The sequence below is a fragment of the Dethiosulfatibacter aminovorans DSM 17477 genome (assembly GCF_900142005.1).
GTDB lineage: Bacteria > Bacillota > Clostridia > Tissierellales > Dethiosulfatibacteraceae > Dethiosulfatibacter > Dethiosulfatibacter aminovorans.
The window spans coordinates 64396-81841 of sequence record NZ_FQZL01000005.1 but is presented as its reverse complement, the minus strand read 5'-3'; the positions used below and the strand labels follow the sequence as shown (position 1 = coordinate 81841).

12 protein-coding genes and 1 riboswitch are annotated in these 17446 nt (G+C 43.3%); of the genes, 1 reads left to right on the top strand and 11 read right to left on the bottom strand.

Translation table 11 applies throughout. The features are described 5' to 3' along the window. Window positions 1-13: 13 nt before the first annotated feature. From BUB05_RS02120 to BUB05_RS02105, 4 genes are all read right to left on the bottom strand, one after another. Window positions 14-1006: an electron transfer flavoprotein subunit alpha/FixB family protein gene (locus BUB05_RS02120; RefSeq protein ID WP_073046425.1), complete on the bottom strand. Its 993-nt coding sequence runs from the start codon at window positions 1004-1006 to the stop codon at window positions 14-16. Continuing rightward, on the bottom strand, window positions 1007-1810 hold the full coding sequence (locus tag BUB05_RS02115; RefSeq protein ID WP_073046423.1) for an electron transfer flavoprotein subunit beta/FixA family protein: 804 nt from the start codon (window positions 1808-1810) through the stop codon (window positions 1007-1009). A 433-nt stretch (window positions 1811-2243) separates the two neighbouring features. Then, window positions 2244-3656 (bottom strand): exopolysaccharide biosynthesis polyprenyl glycosylphosphotransferase, encoded by a 1413-nt coding sequence (locus tag BUB05_RS02110; protein WP_073046420.1) that lies wholly within the window; start codon window positions 3654-3656, stop codon window positions 2244-2246. A gap of 141 nt (window positions 3657-3797) precedes the next feature. After that, window positions 3798-5210 (bottom strand): sugar transferase, encoded by a 1413-nt coding sequence (locus tag BUB05_RS02105; protein WP_073046416.1) that lies wholly within the window; start codon window positions 5208-5210, stop codon window positions 3798-3800. 185 nt (window positions 5211-5395) lie between these two features. On the opposite strand from BUB05_RS02105, the gene BUB05_RS02100 reads away from it, so the two are divergent. Then, window positions 5396-6553 carry a hypothetical protein gene (locus BUB05_RS02100; protein ID WP_073046413.1) on the top strand — a complete coding sequence of 386 codons (1158 nt, stop codon included), beginning with the start codon at window positions 5396-5398 and terminating at the stop codon, window positions 6551-6553. Between the two features lie 66 nt (window positions 6554-6619). Here BUB05_RS02100 and BUB05_RS02095 read toward each other — a convergent pair whose 3' ends face one another. The 7 genes from BUB05_RS02095 to BUB05_RS02065 all read right to left on the bottom strand — a co-directional run bounded on the left by BUB05_RS02095 (window position 6620) and on the right by BUB05_RS02065 (window position 17383). Then, entirely contained in the window at window positions 6620-7315 is a 696-nt protein-coding gene (locus tag BUB05_RS02095; protein WP_073046410.1) for an ECF transporter S component, read from the bottom strand. 57 nt (window positions 7316-7372) lie between these two features. Next, window positions 7373-8893: an S-layer homology domain-containing protein gene (locus BUB05_RS02090; protein ID WP_073046408.1), complete on the bottom strand. Its 1521-nt coding sequence runs from the start codon at window positions 8891-8893 to the stop codon at window positions 7373-7375. Continuing rightward, a complete protein-coding gene (locus BUB05_RS02085; RefSeq protein ID WP_073046405.1) occupies window positions 8894-10594 on the bottom strand; it encodes an ABC transporter ATP-binding protein in 1701 nt (566 codons plus the stop codon). After that, window positions 10567-11484 carry an energy-coupling factor transporter transmembrane component T family protein gene (locus tag BUB05_RS02080; RefSeq protein ID WP_073046401.1) on the bottom strand — a complete coding sequence of 306 codons (918 nt, stop codon included), beginning with the start codon at window positions 11482-11484 and terminating at the stop codon, window positions 10567-10569. Before BUB05_RS02080 ends, BUB05_RS02085 begins: the two co-directional genes overlap by 28 nt. A gap of 16 nt (window positions 11485-11500) precedes the next feature. Beyond that, a complete protein-coding gene (locus BUB05_RS02075; RefSeq protein WP_073046397.1) occupies window positions 11501-12463 on the bottom strand; it encodes a DUF4430 domain-containing protein in 963 nt (320 codons plus the stop codon). A 119-nt stretch (window positions 12464-12582) separates the two neighbouring features. Further along, window positions 12583-16425, bottom strand: a complete 3843-nt coding sequence (locus tag BUB05_RS02070) for an S-layer homology domain-containing protein (protein WP_073046394.1) — start codon at window positions 16423-16425, stop codon at window positions 12583-12585. A 160-nt stretch (window positions 16426-16585) separates the two neighbouring features. Beyond that, a riboswitch (cobalamin riboswitch) is annotated at window positions 16586-16774 on the bottom strand. 99 nt (window positions 16775-16873) lie between these two features. Then, the gene (locus BUB05_RS02065) at window positions 16874-17383 is read right to left on the bottom strand and encodes a flavodoxin family protein (RefSeq protein ID WP_073046391.1); all 510 of its coding nucleotides are present in this window, start codon (window positions 17381-17383) and stop codon (window positions 16874-16876) included. Between the last annotated feature and the right edge of the window lie 63 nt (window positions 17384-17446).

The following is a 17446-nucleotide window of genomic DNA, read 5'->3' as shown; positions in this document are numbered from 1 at the left end:
TCCCATGGATCTTTTATACAAGTGCCTTCTGGCTGTTTATCTTATCAATCATCTGAGGAATAACCTCATACATGTCTCCAACTATTCCATAGTCGGCTATGTTGAATATGGGTGCCGAAGGGTCGGAATTTATGGCGAGTATCATTTCCGATTCCTTCATTCCTGCCTGGTGCTGTGGCGCTCCTGATATCCCGCATGCTATGTAAAGCTTTGGCTTGACCCTGTTTCCGCTGTATCCTACCTGGTGAGCCTTCGAAATGAACCCGTCTTCGACAAGAGGTCTTGATGAGCCGACAACTCCGCCAAGAACATCTGCAAGTTCCTTGATCATCTTGAAATCCTCTGATGTCTTCAGTCCCTTTCCTGCTGAAACCACTATTTCAGCGTCGGTTATATTGAAGTCCTCTTCTGTGATTTCCTTCAAGACCTGAATCATGTTGTTCTCTATTACAACAGGCTCAATAACTTCAACTTCACCCTTCCTGCCTTCATCACTTTTGGCCTCGTCAAACTCCTTGTATCTTACGGTTGACATCTGAGGCATATAGTCAGACTTGATATGTGCCAGTATGTTCTCACTGAATGCAGGTCTTATCTGCACAAGCTTCTTGTCGTCCTGGTCGATTTCCAATCCCGTACAATCTGCCGTCAATCCGCATTTAAGGGCTGCCGCTACTCTAGGTGCCAGGGACCTTCCGAAGCTTGTTGCTCCAAAGAGGCATATTTCAGGCTGCACATCGTTGATGACCTTCACTACATTCTTCGAATATGTCAAAATTTCCGGGATGCTGAATATGTCATCATCCTTAACATGGTAAACCTTGTCGGCTCCCCTGTAGATGAGTTCCTGCAAGTCAAGGTTGGAAGGACCGCATATGCAGCATAAAACTTCCTCGCCCAATTCGTCTGCAAGCTGTCTTGCCTTTCCGAGAAGTTCATATGAAACCTTGTGTATTACTCCGTCCTTTTGCTCAGCATAAACCATTACACCTGTAAAATCCTTCATCTACTTCACCTCCAGTATCTTCTTGTTTTTCAATATATCTGTAAATTCATCAAGGGCTGAGTTTATGTCTTCCCTCCACATCTTTCCTTCCCTGCGAACCGCTTCGGGAACCTCTATCTTCTTAACCATGGTTGCAGACCCTTTAAGTCCTGCACCTGTCTCATCGATATGGGCACTCATCTTGTCAAGTCCCCATACGGGTATTTCAGCCTTTCGCGCCTTCATCTTGTTCTTGAATGAAGGAAGTCTTGGATTGTTTATATCCTTGGTAACGGTCAAAAGTCCCGGAAACTGCATCTTCTTTACATATACTCCGTCCCATATGTCAGTTACGGCAGTTATGTCCTTATCTGTTACCTCTTCAATTTTTTCTACAAAGCAAATATGTGGAATGTCCAGTATTTCAGCAACCTCTGATCCTACCTGACCAGTGTCTCCGTCAACTGTCTGCATGCCGGCAAGTACAAGGTCATATTCTCCAATTTCCTTGATTCCTGCTGCGAGTGTATTTGCAGTAGCCTTGACATCTGCTCCACCGAATTTCCTGTCGCTTAAAAGGATTCCCTCATCCGCTCCTCTGGCTATTGCTTCCTTAAGAGCCGTTTCCGCACTTGGAGGTCCCATGCTCAAAGCCACCACCTGGGCTCCTGTTTCTTCCTTGATTGCTACGGCAGCTTCCAGGGCGTTAAGATCAAAAGGATTTATTTCCGTTCCTGCAGACTTCCTGTCCACAACTCCCTTTTCCCTGTCAAACTTTACCTTCTCCATGTCGGGAACCTGCTTGATCAACACAACAATTTTCATACTTTACCTCCTAGTTTTATGTCACAACTTTAGTTGAGTTAATTCATGTACCATTTGAAATATAAAAGCTTCAATTATTTTGCAAATGGTACATGAATTATTACGAAACTCGTTGTGACATAAAACCTCTTAATTATTTTTATTTCCATAAGAACACAAAATATTTCCATACCATCATTTTGGTAGAACCACTTCCATTAAAAGAATAGCACTTTTTTATCTTTTTGTAAACAGCTACCGGAATAGTAGTTTATTTAACAATCCTGCAAACGTTACACACATTGAAAAATAAAGATTCTTATAAAAAACGGCTTGGATTTTTTTTAAAAAAATCCAAGCCGTTACATATATTTGCATTATTTTTAAGGCAATATCTCAAATCGTTGCAATCGCTTGATCCAAAGAATTACTTAAAGTTAATGAATTAACAATCTTATTTTACCACTTCTATAACACCGTTCTCATAGACCTTGACATCGAAATTGATTTTCTTTGCCGTACCATTCAATGCTCCGACCTTCTTCAAACTTTCCGCAGACGGTTTCGTGAAAATCACTCTCAAATTATAAAACATTATCTTGATATCAAGAAGAAGCGAATAGTTGTTGATATAGTAAAGGTCATAAATGAGCTTGTCCTTGAAGGCTGTATTCTGCCTGATTGAAACCTGGGCCAACCCGGTCATCCCTGCCTTGAGTTTGGTCCTTAGCCTGTATTCGTCATAATCCTTGATGAACTTCTCTGCAATCTCAGGTCTTTCAGGTTTAGGTCCAATGATGCTCATCTCACCCTTGAGAACATTGATAAACTGAGGAAGATTGTTGATTCCTGTCATTCTTAGAATCCTTCCCACACCGGTCAGTCTGGGATCAATTCCATCGACAGTTGCAGTTCGGTCAACTTCCTCCGGTTTTTTGACCATGGTTCTGAACTTTATCAGTTCAAACTTTTTGTTGTTAATTGTGAGCCTTGTCTGTTTAAAGAAAACCGGACCGCCATCCTGAACCTTTACGGCTATGATTGAAGCAATGAGAACCGGGGACAGTATCACAATTCCCAGAATGGACAGCACTATATCCATTGCCCTTTTAAGGACAATCTCCTCTTCACTTATATTGTTGCTGAAGCTGAAAACGGGTATGTCGTTTAAAATTGTAAATTCGGCAGTATTGTTGAAAACAGCCAGGGTCGTAGGAATTGCAAAGACTTCCTTGTTCTGTGTATAGCAGTATCTGATTATGTCAGCTTTCAATACAGTATCAACCTTGTTGCTGATGAATACAGTTTCCGACTTGTCAATATATTTCATAAGCATCTTTTTTCTCAAAATTTCAGAATCAAGAATATACCTGATGTCGTATAAATGACCCAAATGCTTAATAAGCCTTATGGTAATCATTTCCTTGTCGTCTGTAGTACCAATGACTATTGATTTTTCCTTGACATGTACCTTTTGATAAAGCAGGAACATTATCTTCTTCTGAATGGTAAATGCCGCCAGACTGAAAATAATGGAAAAAGAAAAGATGGAACTCGGAATTCTTGCCATGTTGAACAAATATTCAATGGCGAGAACTATTACATGGATGCAAATTATGGAACTTATGGAATTATACATGGTTTTAAGATATCTCTTTTTACCGCAGAGATACGGCTTGTATACCGAAAAAACACTGAATGATATAATGGTTGTAAGGACCAATAATGCTTTGAATCCAAGATCTGCAAATGTCAAACCTTCTGTAAAAACAGTGAATGCAATGAATAATCCGCCGACTATTGTCAAATAATCTATTATGACCTGTGCTCTGAAAAACGATTTGTTCTCATTTGATTTTTTAATCATGTTGATACCTCGTGTACTACCCCTATGTAAAATTCTCGGGGCATCAAACCCTTCGAATTATCGGTCAGTTGAATCATCCCGACCGATTAACAATGTGCTTATTATATCAAAGTTTTCCCTTCCATTCAAGGATTCTATCCTCTACCTGACAACCTCAATCACTCCACTATCATGAACCCTGACATCAAAATCATTCTTCCGGGCAGTATCCTTCAGGGATTCAGCCTTTTTTAGCCCTTCAGTAGAAGATTTCATAAATATTACCTTCAGTGTATAAAACATTATCTGGACATCGAGAAAAATCGAGTAGTTGTTGATATAGTAGAGGTCATAAATAAGCTTGTCCTTCAGGGCGGTATTGTATTTGCCCCTGACCTGGGCCAGTCCGGTTATACCTGCCTTGAATTTGGTTCTGAACCCGAATTCATCATATTCCTCTGTGAATTTTTCAGCAATTTCAGGCCTTTCCGGTCTCGGTCCCACTATGCTCATTTCACCCTTAAGCACATTTATCAGCTGAGGCAATTCATCGATCCTTGTCATCCTAAGAAATTTTCCGACCCTGGTTATCCTTGAATCATTTTCATCGGCAATCACCGCACCCGTCAGCGCCTCTGCATTTTCAATCATGGTCCTGAACTTGACCATATCAAATTTCATGTTGTTCTTCGTAAGTCTGGTCTGTCTGAAAAAAACCGTTCCTCCGTCCTGGACCTTGACGGCAATTCCTGAAGCAAGCATGACTGGAGAAAGGACCAGAAGGCCGACTGTAGACAAGACTATGTCCACTGCCCTTTTAAGAACCATCTCCTCATTGCTTATCCTGTTGCTGAAGCTGAAAACAGGCATGTCGTCTAGAGTAGTGAACTCCGCAGTGTTGTTGAACACAGCCAAGGTTGTTGGAATTGCAAAGACCTCCTTGTTCTGCATATAACAATATTTGATTATGTCTCCCTTCAGAATCGCATCAACCTTGTTGCTTATGAATACAGTCTCTGACTCTTCTATATACTCAAGAAGCATCTTCTTTCTCAATGTTTCCGAATCAAGTATATACCTGACGTCATAAAGATGGTCAAGATGCTTTATAAGCTTTATTGTTATCATTTCCTTGTCGTCTGTTGTTCCAATGACTATTGATCTTTCCTTTATATGTATTTTCTGGTAAAGCTTGAACATCACCTTCTTTTGTATCGCAAATACAATAAAACTGAAAAACATGGAATATGCAAATACTCCAGCCGGTATCTTTGTCCTTTTAAAAATATATCCCAGGGTTATGACGATTACATGGATGGCTATTATGGAAAATATGGAATTGTACATGCTGTCCAGGTATTTTTTCTTCCCGCAGTAATGGGGCTTGTATATGGAAAACACGACGAATGAAAACACTGTAACTATTGCAATTACTTCCTCGAAGCTGAATTTTGCAAAACCGAGTTCTCCAGCGGCAATTGCATATGCAATACCCAGTCCGACGACTACAGTCAAATAGTCTATTATGAATTGTATTGTGAAAAACAACTTGTTCTTGTTTGAATTTCTAATCATATTGACACCTCATGTGCTATCCTCAATAATGTGTTTATTATATCAAAATTCCAGATTACAAACAAGAATTCCACATTCGGGAATTTTGACAATTGCCCACAAAAGGAGTATTATTGAATTGCACATCAACAAGCAAACGTTAACATTTCCGGGACCAGGTTCTCAAAATAATTCAAGGAGAATGTATGAGAATATTGTTCGCACCACTGATAACCCGCTTGAAGCTTACTGAATCACATGAACGAGTCAGGATGCTTTCTGAAGAAGCCATGAGAAGGGGACATGAAGTCGCCCTGTCGGCGAACCAATGCTGCAATTATTCAAAAATCAAAGGCACCGGCCTCTACGAAGCCCCCCTGCCAAAAAACCTGAAATCATCAATAATCAAACAGAAAACCGGAAAGGAATCAATACCCAAGGACTGGTTTTACAAGGTTGACAACATGCATTCATTTTCCGACGCACTCTATATCATGGGTGCCATAGGCAAGAAATACTACAAAAGGGATGTAGAATCAATAGCAAGTGCCATAGATTCATTCAAGCCGGACATAGTCTATTCGGACCTTCGGCCCGGAGCCTTGTCGGCATCTTTGTCAAGGAATGTAAGGATTGCCAGCACAGTCACCTTTCCCCTTTGTGAATACCACTCACAGGACCGGTATGTACTGGATATCATCAACTCCTGCAACAGCAAAATCGGCATATCAAAATCCGGTTCTCTCTGCGATTTTTTCGACAGATCAGACTTGAGATTTGTTCCCAGCATTTACGAGTTGGAGCCACTTGCAGGTAAATCGGTGATCTTCACAGGTCCCATAAGGAAAACCGAGTCTGTGAAAGCTCTCATTCCCTCAAAAAAAATAGTTATAAAGCTAAGGTCAATGGACAGTGAATTCATTCTCAAGGAAACCATAAAAGCCTTCAAGGGTACGGATTTCAATATATTGCTTGTATCATCAAAGCTTGGGAACGGTGACTTCGGCAATGTGACCGTAAGAAAAAATATAAACATGAAAAAACAGCTGGCAGATGCAGCCGTCTTCATTCACAACGGGGAAAACGAGGATGTTTTCAATTCAATAACCACGGATACCCCGCAGATAGTTGTACAATGCAATGTTTATTTTCTGAAATACAACGGCTACTCCATCCAGAGAAACAAGGCTGGACTGTTGATAGAAAAGGAAGAATTCAACAGGAACAGGCTTCCACGCATAGTAGACAAAATCCTAAGCAAGGAAAAATATTTGGAAAATACGAAAAAACTTTCAAAGATACTTGCCCGCCATGGTGGAGCTGTCACAGTAATTGATGAGATGGAAAAACTTACAGGCAGATAACTCAACAAACAAAAAACCGTATCCAAACAGGCTGTGAATCCGCCGGTTTGGATACGGTTTGATTTTTCATGGCCTGTCAACTGTAAGCCTTCTCTTGAATCTGGTAAGTATCAGAAAAAAGGACTTCCCGAACACCAGGGTAAAAAATACATTTCCCATGGCATGGAGCGAGTCGAAGGGTATGCTTGCTATATATGTGGCTATGAAGGTCTTGACGGTCAATGGATATACAAATCCCACCCAGTGCCATATATTCATTATCCATCCGTACATGAATCCGCAGCAAAAGGCCACTGCTGCAAACACCTTGACATTGAACTCCTTCGATTTCCTGCCAAGCTGTCCCGCTATGATTCCGCATAGGCCCCAGCAAAACATCTGCCACGGAGTCCATGGTCCCTGTCCTACAAAAAAGTTTGAAACAAGAGCAGCCACCGCTCCAGTAACAAATCCAGTCTGGCTTCCAAAGACATATCCTGTAATCATTATTATGAATGTGGTAGGCTGCAGGCTCATTATTATTGCAAAGGGTACCCTCGATATGCCCGCTATAGACGCCATGGTGGCGATAAGGGCCATCTCCTTGGGATCGACCTTTTTCTTTTCAAAGCTGACGAAAAACATGAGGATGGCTATGCCGACTATGCACACCGAAAGCAGTGCCCAGTTTATTCCACTGAATGGACTGTCGGGTATGATACTCAAGGCAAGCATAGCAACCGCTGACGTCATCAAAACAATATATGCACTGAACCTTTTCATATCCTAATCAACTCCTGACTTCCAAAAAACAAAAGGGACGGTTCTTTTTGTTTTTTGTTATTTTATAAAATCCAGTATCTTCTTTATGCTGTAGGCGCATTGTGCCCTGGTGGCAGGCTCCGAAGCCTTGAATCCAGGATAAAGCAGACCATATCCATCTGCAAGGGATACATATCCCGAATACCAGTATTGTCCCTCTTCCATGTCCGCCTTCTTTTCATCAGGCATAATGTTCACAAGCATGGTAGCAAGCTCCGCTCCGTTTATAAGACCGTCGGGATCGAACACCTCGGAAGACCTTCCCTTTATTATGCCTTCCTTGTAGGCTATGGCTACATACCTGTAGGACCACAGACTTCCCGGAACATCCTTGAAGGTCAGATAACTGCCGTAACTGTCATTCCCCATGTCCAGCCCCTTCACCGCCATGGATGTGAATTCGGCCCTTTTCACGGACCCTTCAGCCATGAAGGTACCGTCTGGATAACCGTTTACGATACCTTGTCCAACAAGACATGCAATGGAATCATATGCCCAGTGCTCCCTTGACAAGTCGGTAAACATTGCTTCCGACTCAAGTTCGCTATAGTCCACATTGACCGGATAGGGCTTTTCGCTAAGGGCCGCTATTACATAGGCAGTCATCTTCACCGGTGAGGAGCTCACTCCGTCCTTCCAGTCGAAGGAGCCGTCACTTGCCTGAAGACTCATGAGGTGTGTCTTCACATTTTCATTCCCAACAGTCCAGTAGGAACCGTCATAGTCCTCTCCTGCTGCAATAAGTCCCTGCATGGACCATGCATCAGATGCCGAATTGGAGTCATTGCCCATCATGTCGCTGGCGCTTATTCCTCCGTCATTTTCCTGCCTAGACTTGATATAGTCCAGGGCATCCTGTATGACAGCAGAATCCCTGTCCTCTCCGAGAAGCACAAGGGTCGATATCGCTATCCCCGTATCGTCTGTATCGCTTTCTCCTCCGACGAGCCAACCGAAACCTCCATCGTCGTTCTGGCTTGCAACGAGCCATTCCCTGGCCTTGTCCCTGTCATAATCACGGTTTCCGACTGATTCCAGTGAAAGCACGGACCACATGTGGGCGTTTATCATCTGGTCCTCGCCTCTGTCAGGCTGTCCGAAGTGACCGTTTGGCTGCTGGAAGGACTCCACCTTTTCTTCAAGGTCGTACCCCTGATACTGGGAACTCCTTTCTGCTGCAGACAAGGCCAGAAGAATCCTCACATAATCTACCGTATCTTCAGGCTCATAATCGGCACTGAGGATGTATTCAATCGGCCCGTCCCCTTCCGGCTTCCACTTGCCGCTTTCAATATTCTCTCCTGCTGCCTCAAGGGCCATAACACTCCAGCAGGTAAGGGCAACACTGCTGTCCCTTCCCGCTTTAGCCGGGAATCCACCGTCACTGTTCTGCATGTCATTGAGATACCCGACGGCATCATTTATCATTTCAGCACTTTCACCCATTTCATCACTTTCGTATCCATATGCGTGGTTAAAAGGTACAAGCGACACGACCATAACCAAAACAATACATATTAAAAACCTGCTGATCTTCATTTAAATCTCCTTCATCCTTTTATGTTTACGCATTTCGAGTTTACTCAATACATCCTCACCCTGCTTCACGGTTATAACCTTGTCCCTGTAGTTGTGGAAAAGCCTGCTTATCTGGGGCGAATAGAAGGTCGAATTGGACAACAGATCATACTTGCTTCCTTTTTCAACAATGCTACCGTCATCCATGAGTATTATATCGTCGGAATACTCTGCCGCAAACTCCACATCGTGGGCTATCATCAGTATTGCTGTACCTTCATCCTTCAGTTTCAGGAGTATTTCTCCAAGATTCTCCTTAAGCTCATAGTCAAGACCCCTTGTAGGCTCGTCAAGGAGAAGAAGCTTAGGTCTTGTAACGAGGACCGAGGCAAGAGCCACGCGCTGCCTTTCCCCTGCACTGAGGTCACGGGGATTGCTGTCCTCGAACTTGTCTATATCGAGCTTTCCAAGTATTTCATCCACTATGCCGTCATCCTTAAGGCCCAGGTTGTTCAAGGTGAAATTAACTTCCTCCCTTACCGTAGGCAGGAAAAGATAATCGTTTGGATCCTGGGACAGATATCCCACCGTGGATGACAGTTCCTCTACAGTGGATTTTTTGGTATCCTGGCCTAGAATCCTTACATGTCCCCTGCCAGGCTTCAGCAAGCTGTTTATATTCTTCAACAAGGTTGTCTTTCCGCAGCCGTTTTCTCCCATTATCACCGTGAAAGAATTTGGAGCAAGTTCCATTGATATGTTCTTCAGTATTTCACTGCCGTTTGGATATGTGAACCATAAATTTTCAATATCCACTATATGGTTGTCTTCCGAAACCTGATTGTCCACTTCCGCCTTGTCGCATTCACTTATTCCCTGGCTGCTTCTTTCATCCAGCAAAAACTCGTTCTTAATGAGTTCCCTTCCCTCCTTTACCGTTACAGGTATATGGGGATAGTGAATGTTTGCAAACAGTCTGGAAAGAGGAGGTATGAAGGGCTTGTTTTCCCTGACGGACCAATTGGCAATTGCGTTCACATTCGTGGAATCCTGGACTATTTGTCCGTTTTCCATAGCAATGATCCTGTCTGCGAAATGAAAGCACCTCTCCAGCTTCTGCTCAGTGAGGATTATCGTTATTCCATTCTCCTCGTTGAGCCTCCTTACCATTGTAAGGATTTCCTCTCCCGCTATGGGATCAAGCTGGGAGGTGGGCTCGTCCAGAAGCAGTATGTCAGGATGCATGGCAAGGACCGATGCAAGGGCAACCTTCTGCTTCTGTCCTCCCGACAGTTCGGGAATAAAGCTGGTCTTGTAGCCCGACAGTGAAAGTGCACTGGTCACCTCCATTATCCTTCTTTTAATCAAGTTGTTTGGAAGCTCAAGGTTTTCCAGACCGAAGGCTATTTCCTGTTCCGCATCGGTCATTACAAGCTGACTTTCAGGGTCCTGGAACACCATGCCCACCTTCTGTACCAGCCTGCGCCTCTCATAGCTGCCAATATCCTCATGGTCTATTTCAACCTTTCCCGAATATGTTCCTCCGTAAAAGTCAGGAACCAGACCTGCCATGGCCCGTATCAGAGTCGACTTTCCGCTTCCGGATCCTCCTACGATCAATACGAACTGTCCCTGGGGGACTGTAAGGTTGATATTTTCAAGTGCCTTTTTACCCGTTTCGGGATAACTGTAATTCAGATTTTCAATTTTAATATCGGCCATTTTCTCCACCCCCAGTCAAGTATTGCAGGAAATATCAGTGCTGCTACCACTATATACAATAAATTGAATTCCGAAACATCGAAGGAAGTGAGCTTCGGATAGTAATCATAGGAACCATATCCCTTAATATATGCAGCCACTCCAGCCACAATCGCTAAAACAGTCACTCCTATTACAAGGTAGTCCCTTATCCTCCAGAACTCCCTGTTGTACACTGTCCTCTTTCCGCTTCCGTACCCTCTTGAATACATTGATTCAGCCTGCTGAAAAGACCTTTCAAGACTTGACATGAGGAGTACGCTTACTATTGGGAACATGTTCCTTGCCCTTTCCATGAATCCGACATTCTCTACCTTTACTCCCCTGCATTTCTGAACCTCCATTATCCTTCTGTAGTCGCTTACCATGAGAGGAAAAAGCCTGATGGACAGGGTTACTATGAATACGGTCTTGTTTCCGAACCTGCTGAAAAGCTTCATGAACCTATCAGGCTGAACAGTATATGTATAGAAGCAGAATATGCTTATGATGGTCAAAAGCCTTATTCCCATTCCTGCACCGTATGACAATGCTTCAAGGGTTATCCTCACCTTCCCTATTAATGGCAGCCTTGGTCCAAGAAAGAGTACTGTACGTCCAACCCTTACAAACAGTGCATTGATTGTCATTATTATCAGAATCAGAGGCAGTCCCGCCTTCAGATATCCCTTCCATTCCTGAAAGTTCCCCGAATCAACAATCATTACTGCAACCACAACAAAGAGGCTCATCAGATACACAGGATGGGTGAACATCAATGAAAGAAAAAAAATTGCAAAAATGAAAAATGCAATTGTAAAAGGATGTAGCTTGTATATTAAATTGTCCTTTTCTCTGTATAAAGGTATCATAATAATACATTCCTTATTATTTTATTGGCAGTTTGATTATGTTGCTGTCTTCCACTGCAGCACTGTATGTGCTGTCTATTTTATTAGTATCATTTACCAGCAATTCTATGGCTTTTTCCAGACCGTTCATATCGGTTCCTGAAATTATCCACAGAGGGCAATCATCTCCAAGACCGTCTCCATGGGATACTATGCTTCCTGCACCACCCTTCAGCGTTCTTACTTTTTCGCTGCTATTGCTGAGAAGGTCAATTCCCTGGTCGCTGTAGTATACATAGGTTCCGTTTCTTTCATATGCTTCGTTGAGCTTGTTCAGATATTCATATCCGGACAACTCCTCCCATTGACCTAGAACAATGATCGGCCCTTCCCTGTCTTCCATCATGCTGTTGTCTATCCCTGATATTTCAACTGATTGAACTCCCTCATTAAGAAGTGCGTCCTTAAGTTCCATTGCAAGTTCACTGTTTTCATCGGAAGACATTATTGTAATTACTGCAGGCTTTCCCCTGTAGCCGTGTACAAATGGCTCCGGATAAGAACCTATGACTGTGGAATTTGTTGCATCCATGCTTTCCCACTCATGGTAATCCCACCAAATGACATCGCCTTCAACTAGGTCGTAGTCAAGGGGCCCTACATCTGCACAGATTCCATTGACATAATAAAACCAGTCAAGTCTTTTTGTACCGTCGGAATACGACTCCAGACCATTGATTCCCGAAATGAATCCTCCACCGTGGTCTGTTGCTATCTCCACAGCTGCATCCATGGCGTCAAATACCGTCCAATACTTTTCAAGACTTATGGATTCCCTGAAAAGCTCTTCAATTCCAAAATCCCTTGTTACAATCAATTCTATCTTCGCTGATCCATCATCAGGCACTTCGCCTGTATCATTAGTGCTGCTGCAGGCGGCAAGAAGCATTAGAATGCCTATTACCGCCACAACAAACAAGTATCTTTTATTTATTTTCAATCTGAACCTCACATTATTTGTTCTAGCATAGGAAAGTTGAAATATGTATAACACCTTAAAGCGTTGGTGTTATAGTGTTAAGGAAACTTTCCATAGCCGCTTGATAAATGCTTTCGCATTTAACGCAGCATAGCTGCTTTCTGGAATGAGTAGTTCATGTACCTGTACACGACTACTGCCGCTTCCGCTCTGGAAAGTGCATTGCCTCCCCTGAAGGTATTGTCTTCATAACCATTCATGAGTTCAACGCTGTATGCAAATTCCACACCCGGTCTGGCCCACTCAGGAATATCAAGAACATCGTCAAAGGCAAGTTCCACAGACTCCATATCGTCATCATCTCCAAGTCTGCTGAGGACAACCGCTATTTCATTTCTGCTTATTTCATCGTTAGGTCTGAAGCTTCCGTCAGGGTCTCCGGTTACAATATCATTATTATAACCGCATTCAACATATTGTGCAAACCAATCGTCTGCATTCACATCTGTAAATACGCTTCCATCAGCTTCAGCCTTTTCAATTTCCAAAGCTTCAACAACAATCTTAACGAATTCAGCCCTCGTTATGGACCTTTGAGGCTCATATCCCTCTCCGGTTCCGTTTATCACACCTGCTCCTGCAAGAATCTCAACTGCATCCCTTGCCCACGCCATCGTGTCGTCAACATCGGCAAACTCGACTCTTGCTTCAGTTTCAATGACTGCAAACTTCGTGAAGTGGTCTATTGCAAATACAACCATTCCTGTCTCAAGGTCTATCACACACGGAATTGTTATCCACCTGCCTGTTTCCTCGTCAAACCATGCAGGCTTAAGGCTTTCAAGGTCGGTGTTCTCATCTATTGGTACCGTAATGCTTATTGTTACAGGTTCGTCGAATTGTGTTCCATCAGGACCGAAATCATATACTGAAGAACCTATCCTTACTGCAAACCTTTCAGGCGATTCATTCCCGTCAAGCTCCTCGACAGTTATTTCAAGATCTTCTTCCAATGCATCTTCAGGTACAAGAATCGAAAGCTCGTCGTCAGACAACACCAGTTCGTCTCCCTCGTAGTCGCCGGACAGCGATACGTCATTGTCCTCAAGTTCCTTCGCCAGGTCTTCTGCTTCACTTGCACTCATCATGTCGTCTTCGTTGAGCAACACAGCTCCGTCATTCAGCTCTTCTCTGTAGTCTTCAAGCATTTCCTTCACTGCATCCTCGTCGACTGCAGTCGCCGCCCCAAATGAAGATGAAGAGCTTGGCCAGTCTGGGGCTTCTCCCATTGATGAAGTACTATACCACCAGAGAATCTTGCTTCCACTGTTTACATTCTTTTCAATTGCAGGAATGGTTGGTACTTTTCCGTTGACTGAATACATCCAACCATTGGAACCCATATTTTCCTGACCCTCGATTTCATCCACCATATCCTTTGAACTATCTCTGAAATCATAGTCAAGTCCGGTTGCATCAAGAGCACCCAGTGCAGTATAACCATACTCATCGTCTTCAGAGATCATCACTTTCCTTGGTCCGTATAGAAGCTCGTCATCCTGGCCAATTACTGCTACGTATACCTGGACATCGCTGCTTGTGGATGGTTTTGTATCAACAGTTATGACAGCTGTACCAGTACACGATTCATAATTTGCTGAAATTTCAACTGTTCCTGAAGCATTGGCCATCATCAGGCCTGTTGAATCTATTGATGCAACATCAGTATCCGAAGATATCCAGTCCGCCACATCACTTATATTTATCTCTGATCCATCCATTTTCACAGCTTTTGCACTGAACTGTTTTGTATCACCTGAATAAACCAAAGCCTCTTCAGGGTCAATTATTACATCAAGAATTGAATCCGATGCTACTGTTCCTCCAAGCTGAAGATATGCATCCAGTGCCCATGTAGTTGAAGGGACGTTTCCGAAGCTACCGTCAACAGGGGCATAGTCTCTCATGAAGTTCACCGGGCTTTTCCCGCCGGCGCTTATCCATGTTTTGGGGTCCTCACCAAGTACGGCTGCTGCATATATCATTTCTGAAGTGTCCGTTACTGCATCGTCCCATCCCGAAATATAGCTGCCGTTTTCCTGTTGATTTGAATGAAGCCAGGTCATACCGGAATCTATTGCAAGCTCTATTGCCTCTGGTGTCACAGTCGTATCATTCTCAGCCGATTTCAATACCCTGACAGCTTCTACAGTTGTCATGAAATCATTGGATATCCAGTTCACAGCATCTTCCTTGGGCCATGCTCCTGTTGCATCCTGATTGTTCAGCACGTACATTACTACCGCATCCACATCCTGACCGGCAACAGCCAGTGTTCCTTCTCTTGCCATGAGGTCATATGCGGCCATATTGCTGTATATGGCGTATATTCCGCTGTCAAGTTCACCTTCCATTGTCTGTCTGTCAATGAGTATCGCCGCCATGCTTGTTGACTTCAATTCTTCCCCCATAGCATCTGCAGCAAGATAATCCTGTGCTATCCTCTTGGCCGACGCCGCTTCAGGGTCTAACAGTGTCGCATCTATTAGAGCCATGGCATCGTCATACATGTTTGAACCGTCATACTCCCACTGGCTGATATCAACGCCGGCTTCCATGAGTAGATAAACATCATAGGAGCTGAAATTTCCCCATCCTGCATCTACGGGTGTTCCCGCAGTATATGCCTCATAGTTGTTCCTTATTGCGACGAGGGTCATATTATCTTCGTAGGATTCAACTATTATATCAATGCTGTCTTCACAGCCTTCATATTCCGCCGTTATCTCGGCATTTCCCACTCCAACGGCAGTTACTGCTCCATTATCATCAACTGTTGCCACTTCCTCATTTGATGATGTCCATGAAACCATAGTCGATACATCCGATTCTCCGGTTAAGTCCAATGCAATAGCAGAGCATGTAGTGGTTTCTCCTCTGTTTACCGTTCCATTTTCAATATCCACAGTAACATTCAAGGTCTCATTAAGTGATACAAACCCTCCAAGCTGAAGATATGCATCCAGCGCCCATGTAGTTGAAGGAACGTTTCCGAAACTACCTTCAACAAGGGCATAGTCTCTCATGAAGTCCACCGGGCTTTTCCCGCCGGCACTTATCCATGTTGTTGGATCCTCACCAAGGACAGCTGCTGCATATATCATTTCTGAAGTGTCCGTTACTGCATCGTCCCATCCCGAAATATAGCTTCCGTCTTCCTGTTGATTTGATTGAAGCCATGTCATACCGTAATCTATTGCAAGCTCTATTGCCTCTGGTGTCACAGTCGTATCATTCTCAGCCGATTTCAATACCCTGACAGCTTCTACCGTTGTCATGAAATCATTGGATATCCAGTTCACAGCATCTTCCTTGGGCCATGCTCCTGTTACATCCTGATTATTCAGCACGTACATTACTGCCGCATCCACATCCAGACCGGCACCAGCCAGTGTTCCTTCCCTTGCCATTAGGTCATATGCAGCCATATTGCTGTATATGGCGTATATTCCACTGTCCAGTTCACCTTCCATTGTCTGTCTGTCAATGAGTATCGCCGCCATACTTGTTGACTTCAATTCTTCCCCCATAGCATCTGACGCAAGATAATCCTGTGCTGCCCTCTTGGCCGACGCCGATTCAGGATCAGACAGTGTCGCATCTATTAGAGCCATGGCATCGTCATACATGTTTGATCCGTCATACTCCCACTGGCTGGTATCAACTCCGGCTTCCATGAGTAGATAAACATCATAGGAGCTGAAATTTCCCCATCCTGCATCTACGGGTGTTCCCGCAGTATATGCTTCATAGTTGTTCCTTATTGATGTAAGGGCAAGGCTATCAAAAGCACTTACACCCACTGCCTCGGCAGTTCCAACCACCGGGCTGATTCCAGTCGGTAAATATGAAAGGACCGTCATCATAACCATCAAGAAAACCAATACTCTTGAAATAATATTATTGCTTTTTCTTCTAAACATCACTTCTCTCCTTCAAATTATTTTTTTGTTGTTCAGCACTACTAAACAAGGAGTGGTCAGTAAAATAAACAAACCTCCTGTCCTAAAAAGACAAGAGGTTAAATTCATATTTATTAATTCACATGATCAATAACAAAATACACTCCCTCATCGTTCGTAAGGCTTTGTGTGAAAACAAGCAGGTCTCCTGGCTCAAGGATTATCATCTGTTTATGCCCTTCCCGAAGAAATCAGTGGTTCGCATAACGACTACCCTATTACAGTGGCGTGACCGCGCGGGATTCCAACCCGCTTCCCTTTTAAACAACATTCTTTCAAAACGCTGTTAACTTGCTTACTATTCAATTAAGACGAGTATATCACTAAAGTATACATAGTTCAATGATTTTAAGAAAGAAAAAATGAAGAACCAAAAGAGTTCTCCCAATCATTATTCAATCGTTCATATTCAAACCAATACAAGCTTCTTAAGTATAACATCATCCACTTCTTTTTCAAGGTGTTCGTTCCCTGCATACTTGTTGGGAGGTGCACTTGAAAGGGCATAGGAATCGACCATATGTCCACCTGCATTTTCTATCCTTGTCTTGAAGTATTCATGGACTTCCGCACTTCCCTTCTTGCCGGGATCAGCCTGGAGGGTGACAACGTAGATCCTCTTTCCATTGAGGTCCATCTTATCCATGAAGGCATTGAATGCAGGAGTGCCGTTGCCTGCCCAGATGGGAGTCATGAAATATATTTCGTCATATTCACCGACCTCTTCCCAGGGATTTCCTTCAAGCTTTGAAGCCTTCTTTTTCAATGCCTGGAATCCGCTCTTCACGAATCCAAAAACTCCATTCCTACCCTTTACTTCAACTAGTTTCACAAGGGCTGCATCGATTTTACCGGCCAGATAATTTGCAACATACTCGGTATTTCCACTTTTTGAATAATATAAAATGCATTTTTTCATAATATTCATCTCCAAATCATACTTTTTGCATTTAAGAATATATATTTATTTTAACACAAGCAA

What these genes read in the sequence shown, in the direction of transcription:
- BUB05_RS02120 (WP_073046425.1), bottom strand. Translation starts at nt 1,006, where the DNA reads ATGAAGGATTTTACAGGTGTAATGGTTTATGCTGAGCAAAAGGACGGA.
- BUB05_RS02095 (WP_073046410.1), bottom strand. Translation starts at nt 7,315, where the DNA reads ATGAAAAGGTTCAGTGCATATATTGTTTTGATGACGTCAGCGGTTGCT.
- BUB05_RS02115 (WP_073046423.1), bottom strand. Translation starts at nt 1,810, where the DNA reads ATGAAAATTGTTGTGTTGATCAAGCAGGTTCCCGACATGGAGAAGGTA.
- BUB05_RS02110 (WP_073046420.1), bottom strand. Translation starts at nt 3,656, where the DNA reads ATGATTAAAAAATCAAATGAGAACAAATCGTTTTTCAGAGCACAGGTC.
- BUB05_RS02090 (WP_073046408.1), bottom strand. Translation starts at nt 8,893, where the DNA reads ATGAAGATCAGCAGGTTTTTAATATGTATTGTTTTGGTTATGGTCGTG.
- BUB05_RS02080 (WP_073046401.1), bottom strand. Translation starts at nt 11,484, where the DNA reads ATGATACCTTTATACAGAGAAAAGGACAATTTAATATACAAGCTACAT.
- BUB05_RS02065 (WP_073046391.1), bottom strand. Translation starts at nt 17,383, where the DNA reads ATGAAAAAATGCATTTTATATTATTCAAAAAGTGGAAATACCGAGTAT.
- BUB05_RS02070 (WP_073046394.1), bottom strand. Translation starts at nt 16,425, where the DNA reads ATGTTTAGAAGAAAAAGCAATAATATTATTTCAAGAGTATTGGTTTTC.
- BUB05_RS02085 (WP_073046405.1), bottom strand. Translation starts at nt 10,594, where the DNA reads ATGGCCGATATTAAAATTGAAAATCTGAATTACAGTTATCCCGAAACG.
- BUB05_RS02100 (WP_073046413.1), top strand. Translation starts at nt 5,396, where the DNA reads ATGAGAATATTGTTCGCACCACTGATAACCCGCTTGAAGCTTACTGAA.
- BUB05_RS02105 (WP_073046416.1), bottom strand. Translation starts at nt 5,210, where the DNA reads ATGATTAGAAATTCAAACAAGAACAAGTTGTTTTTCACAATACAATTC.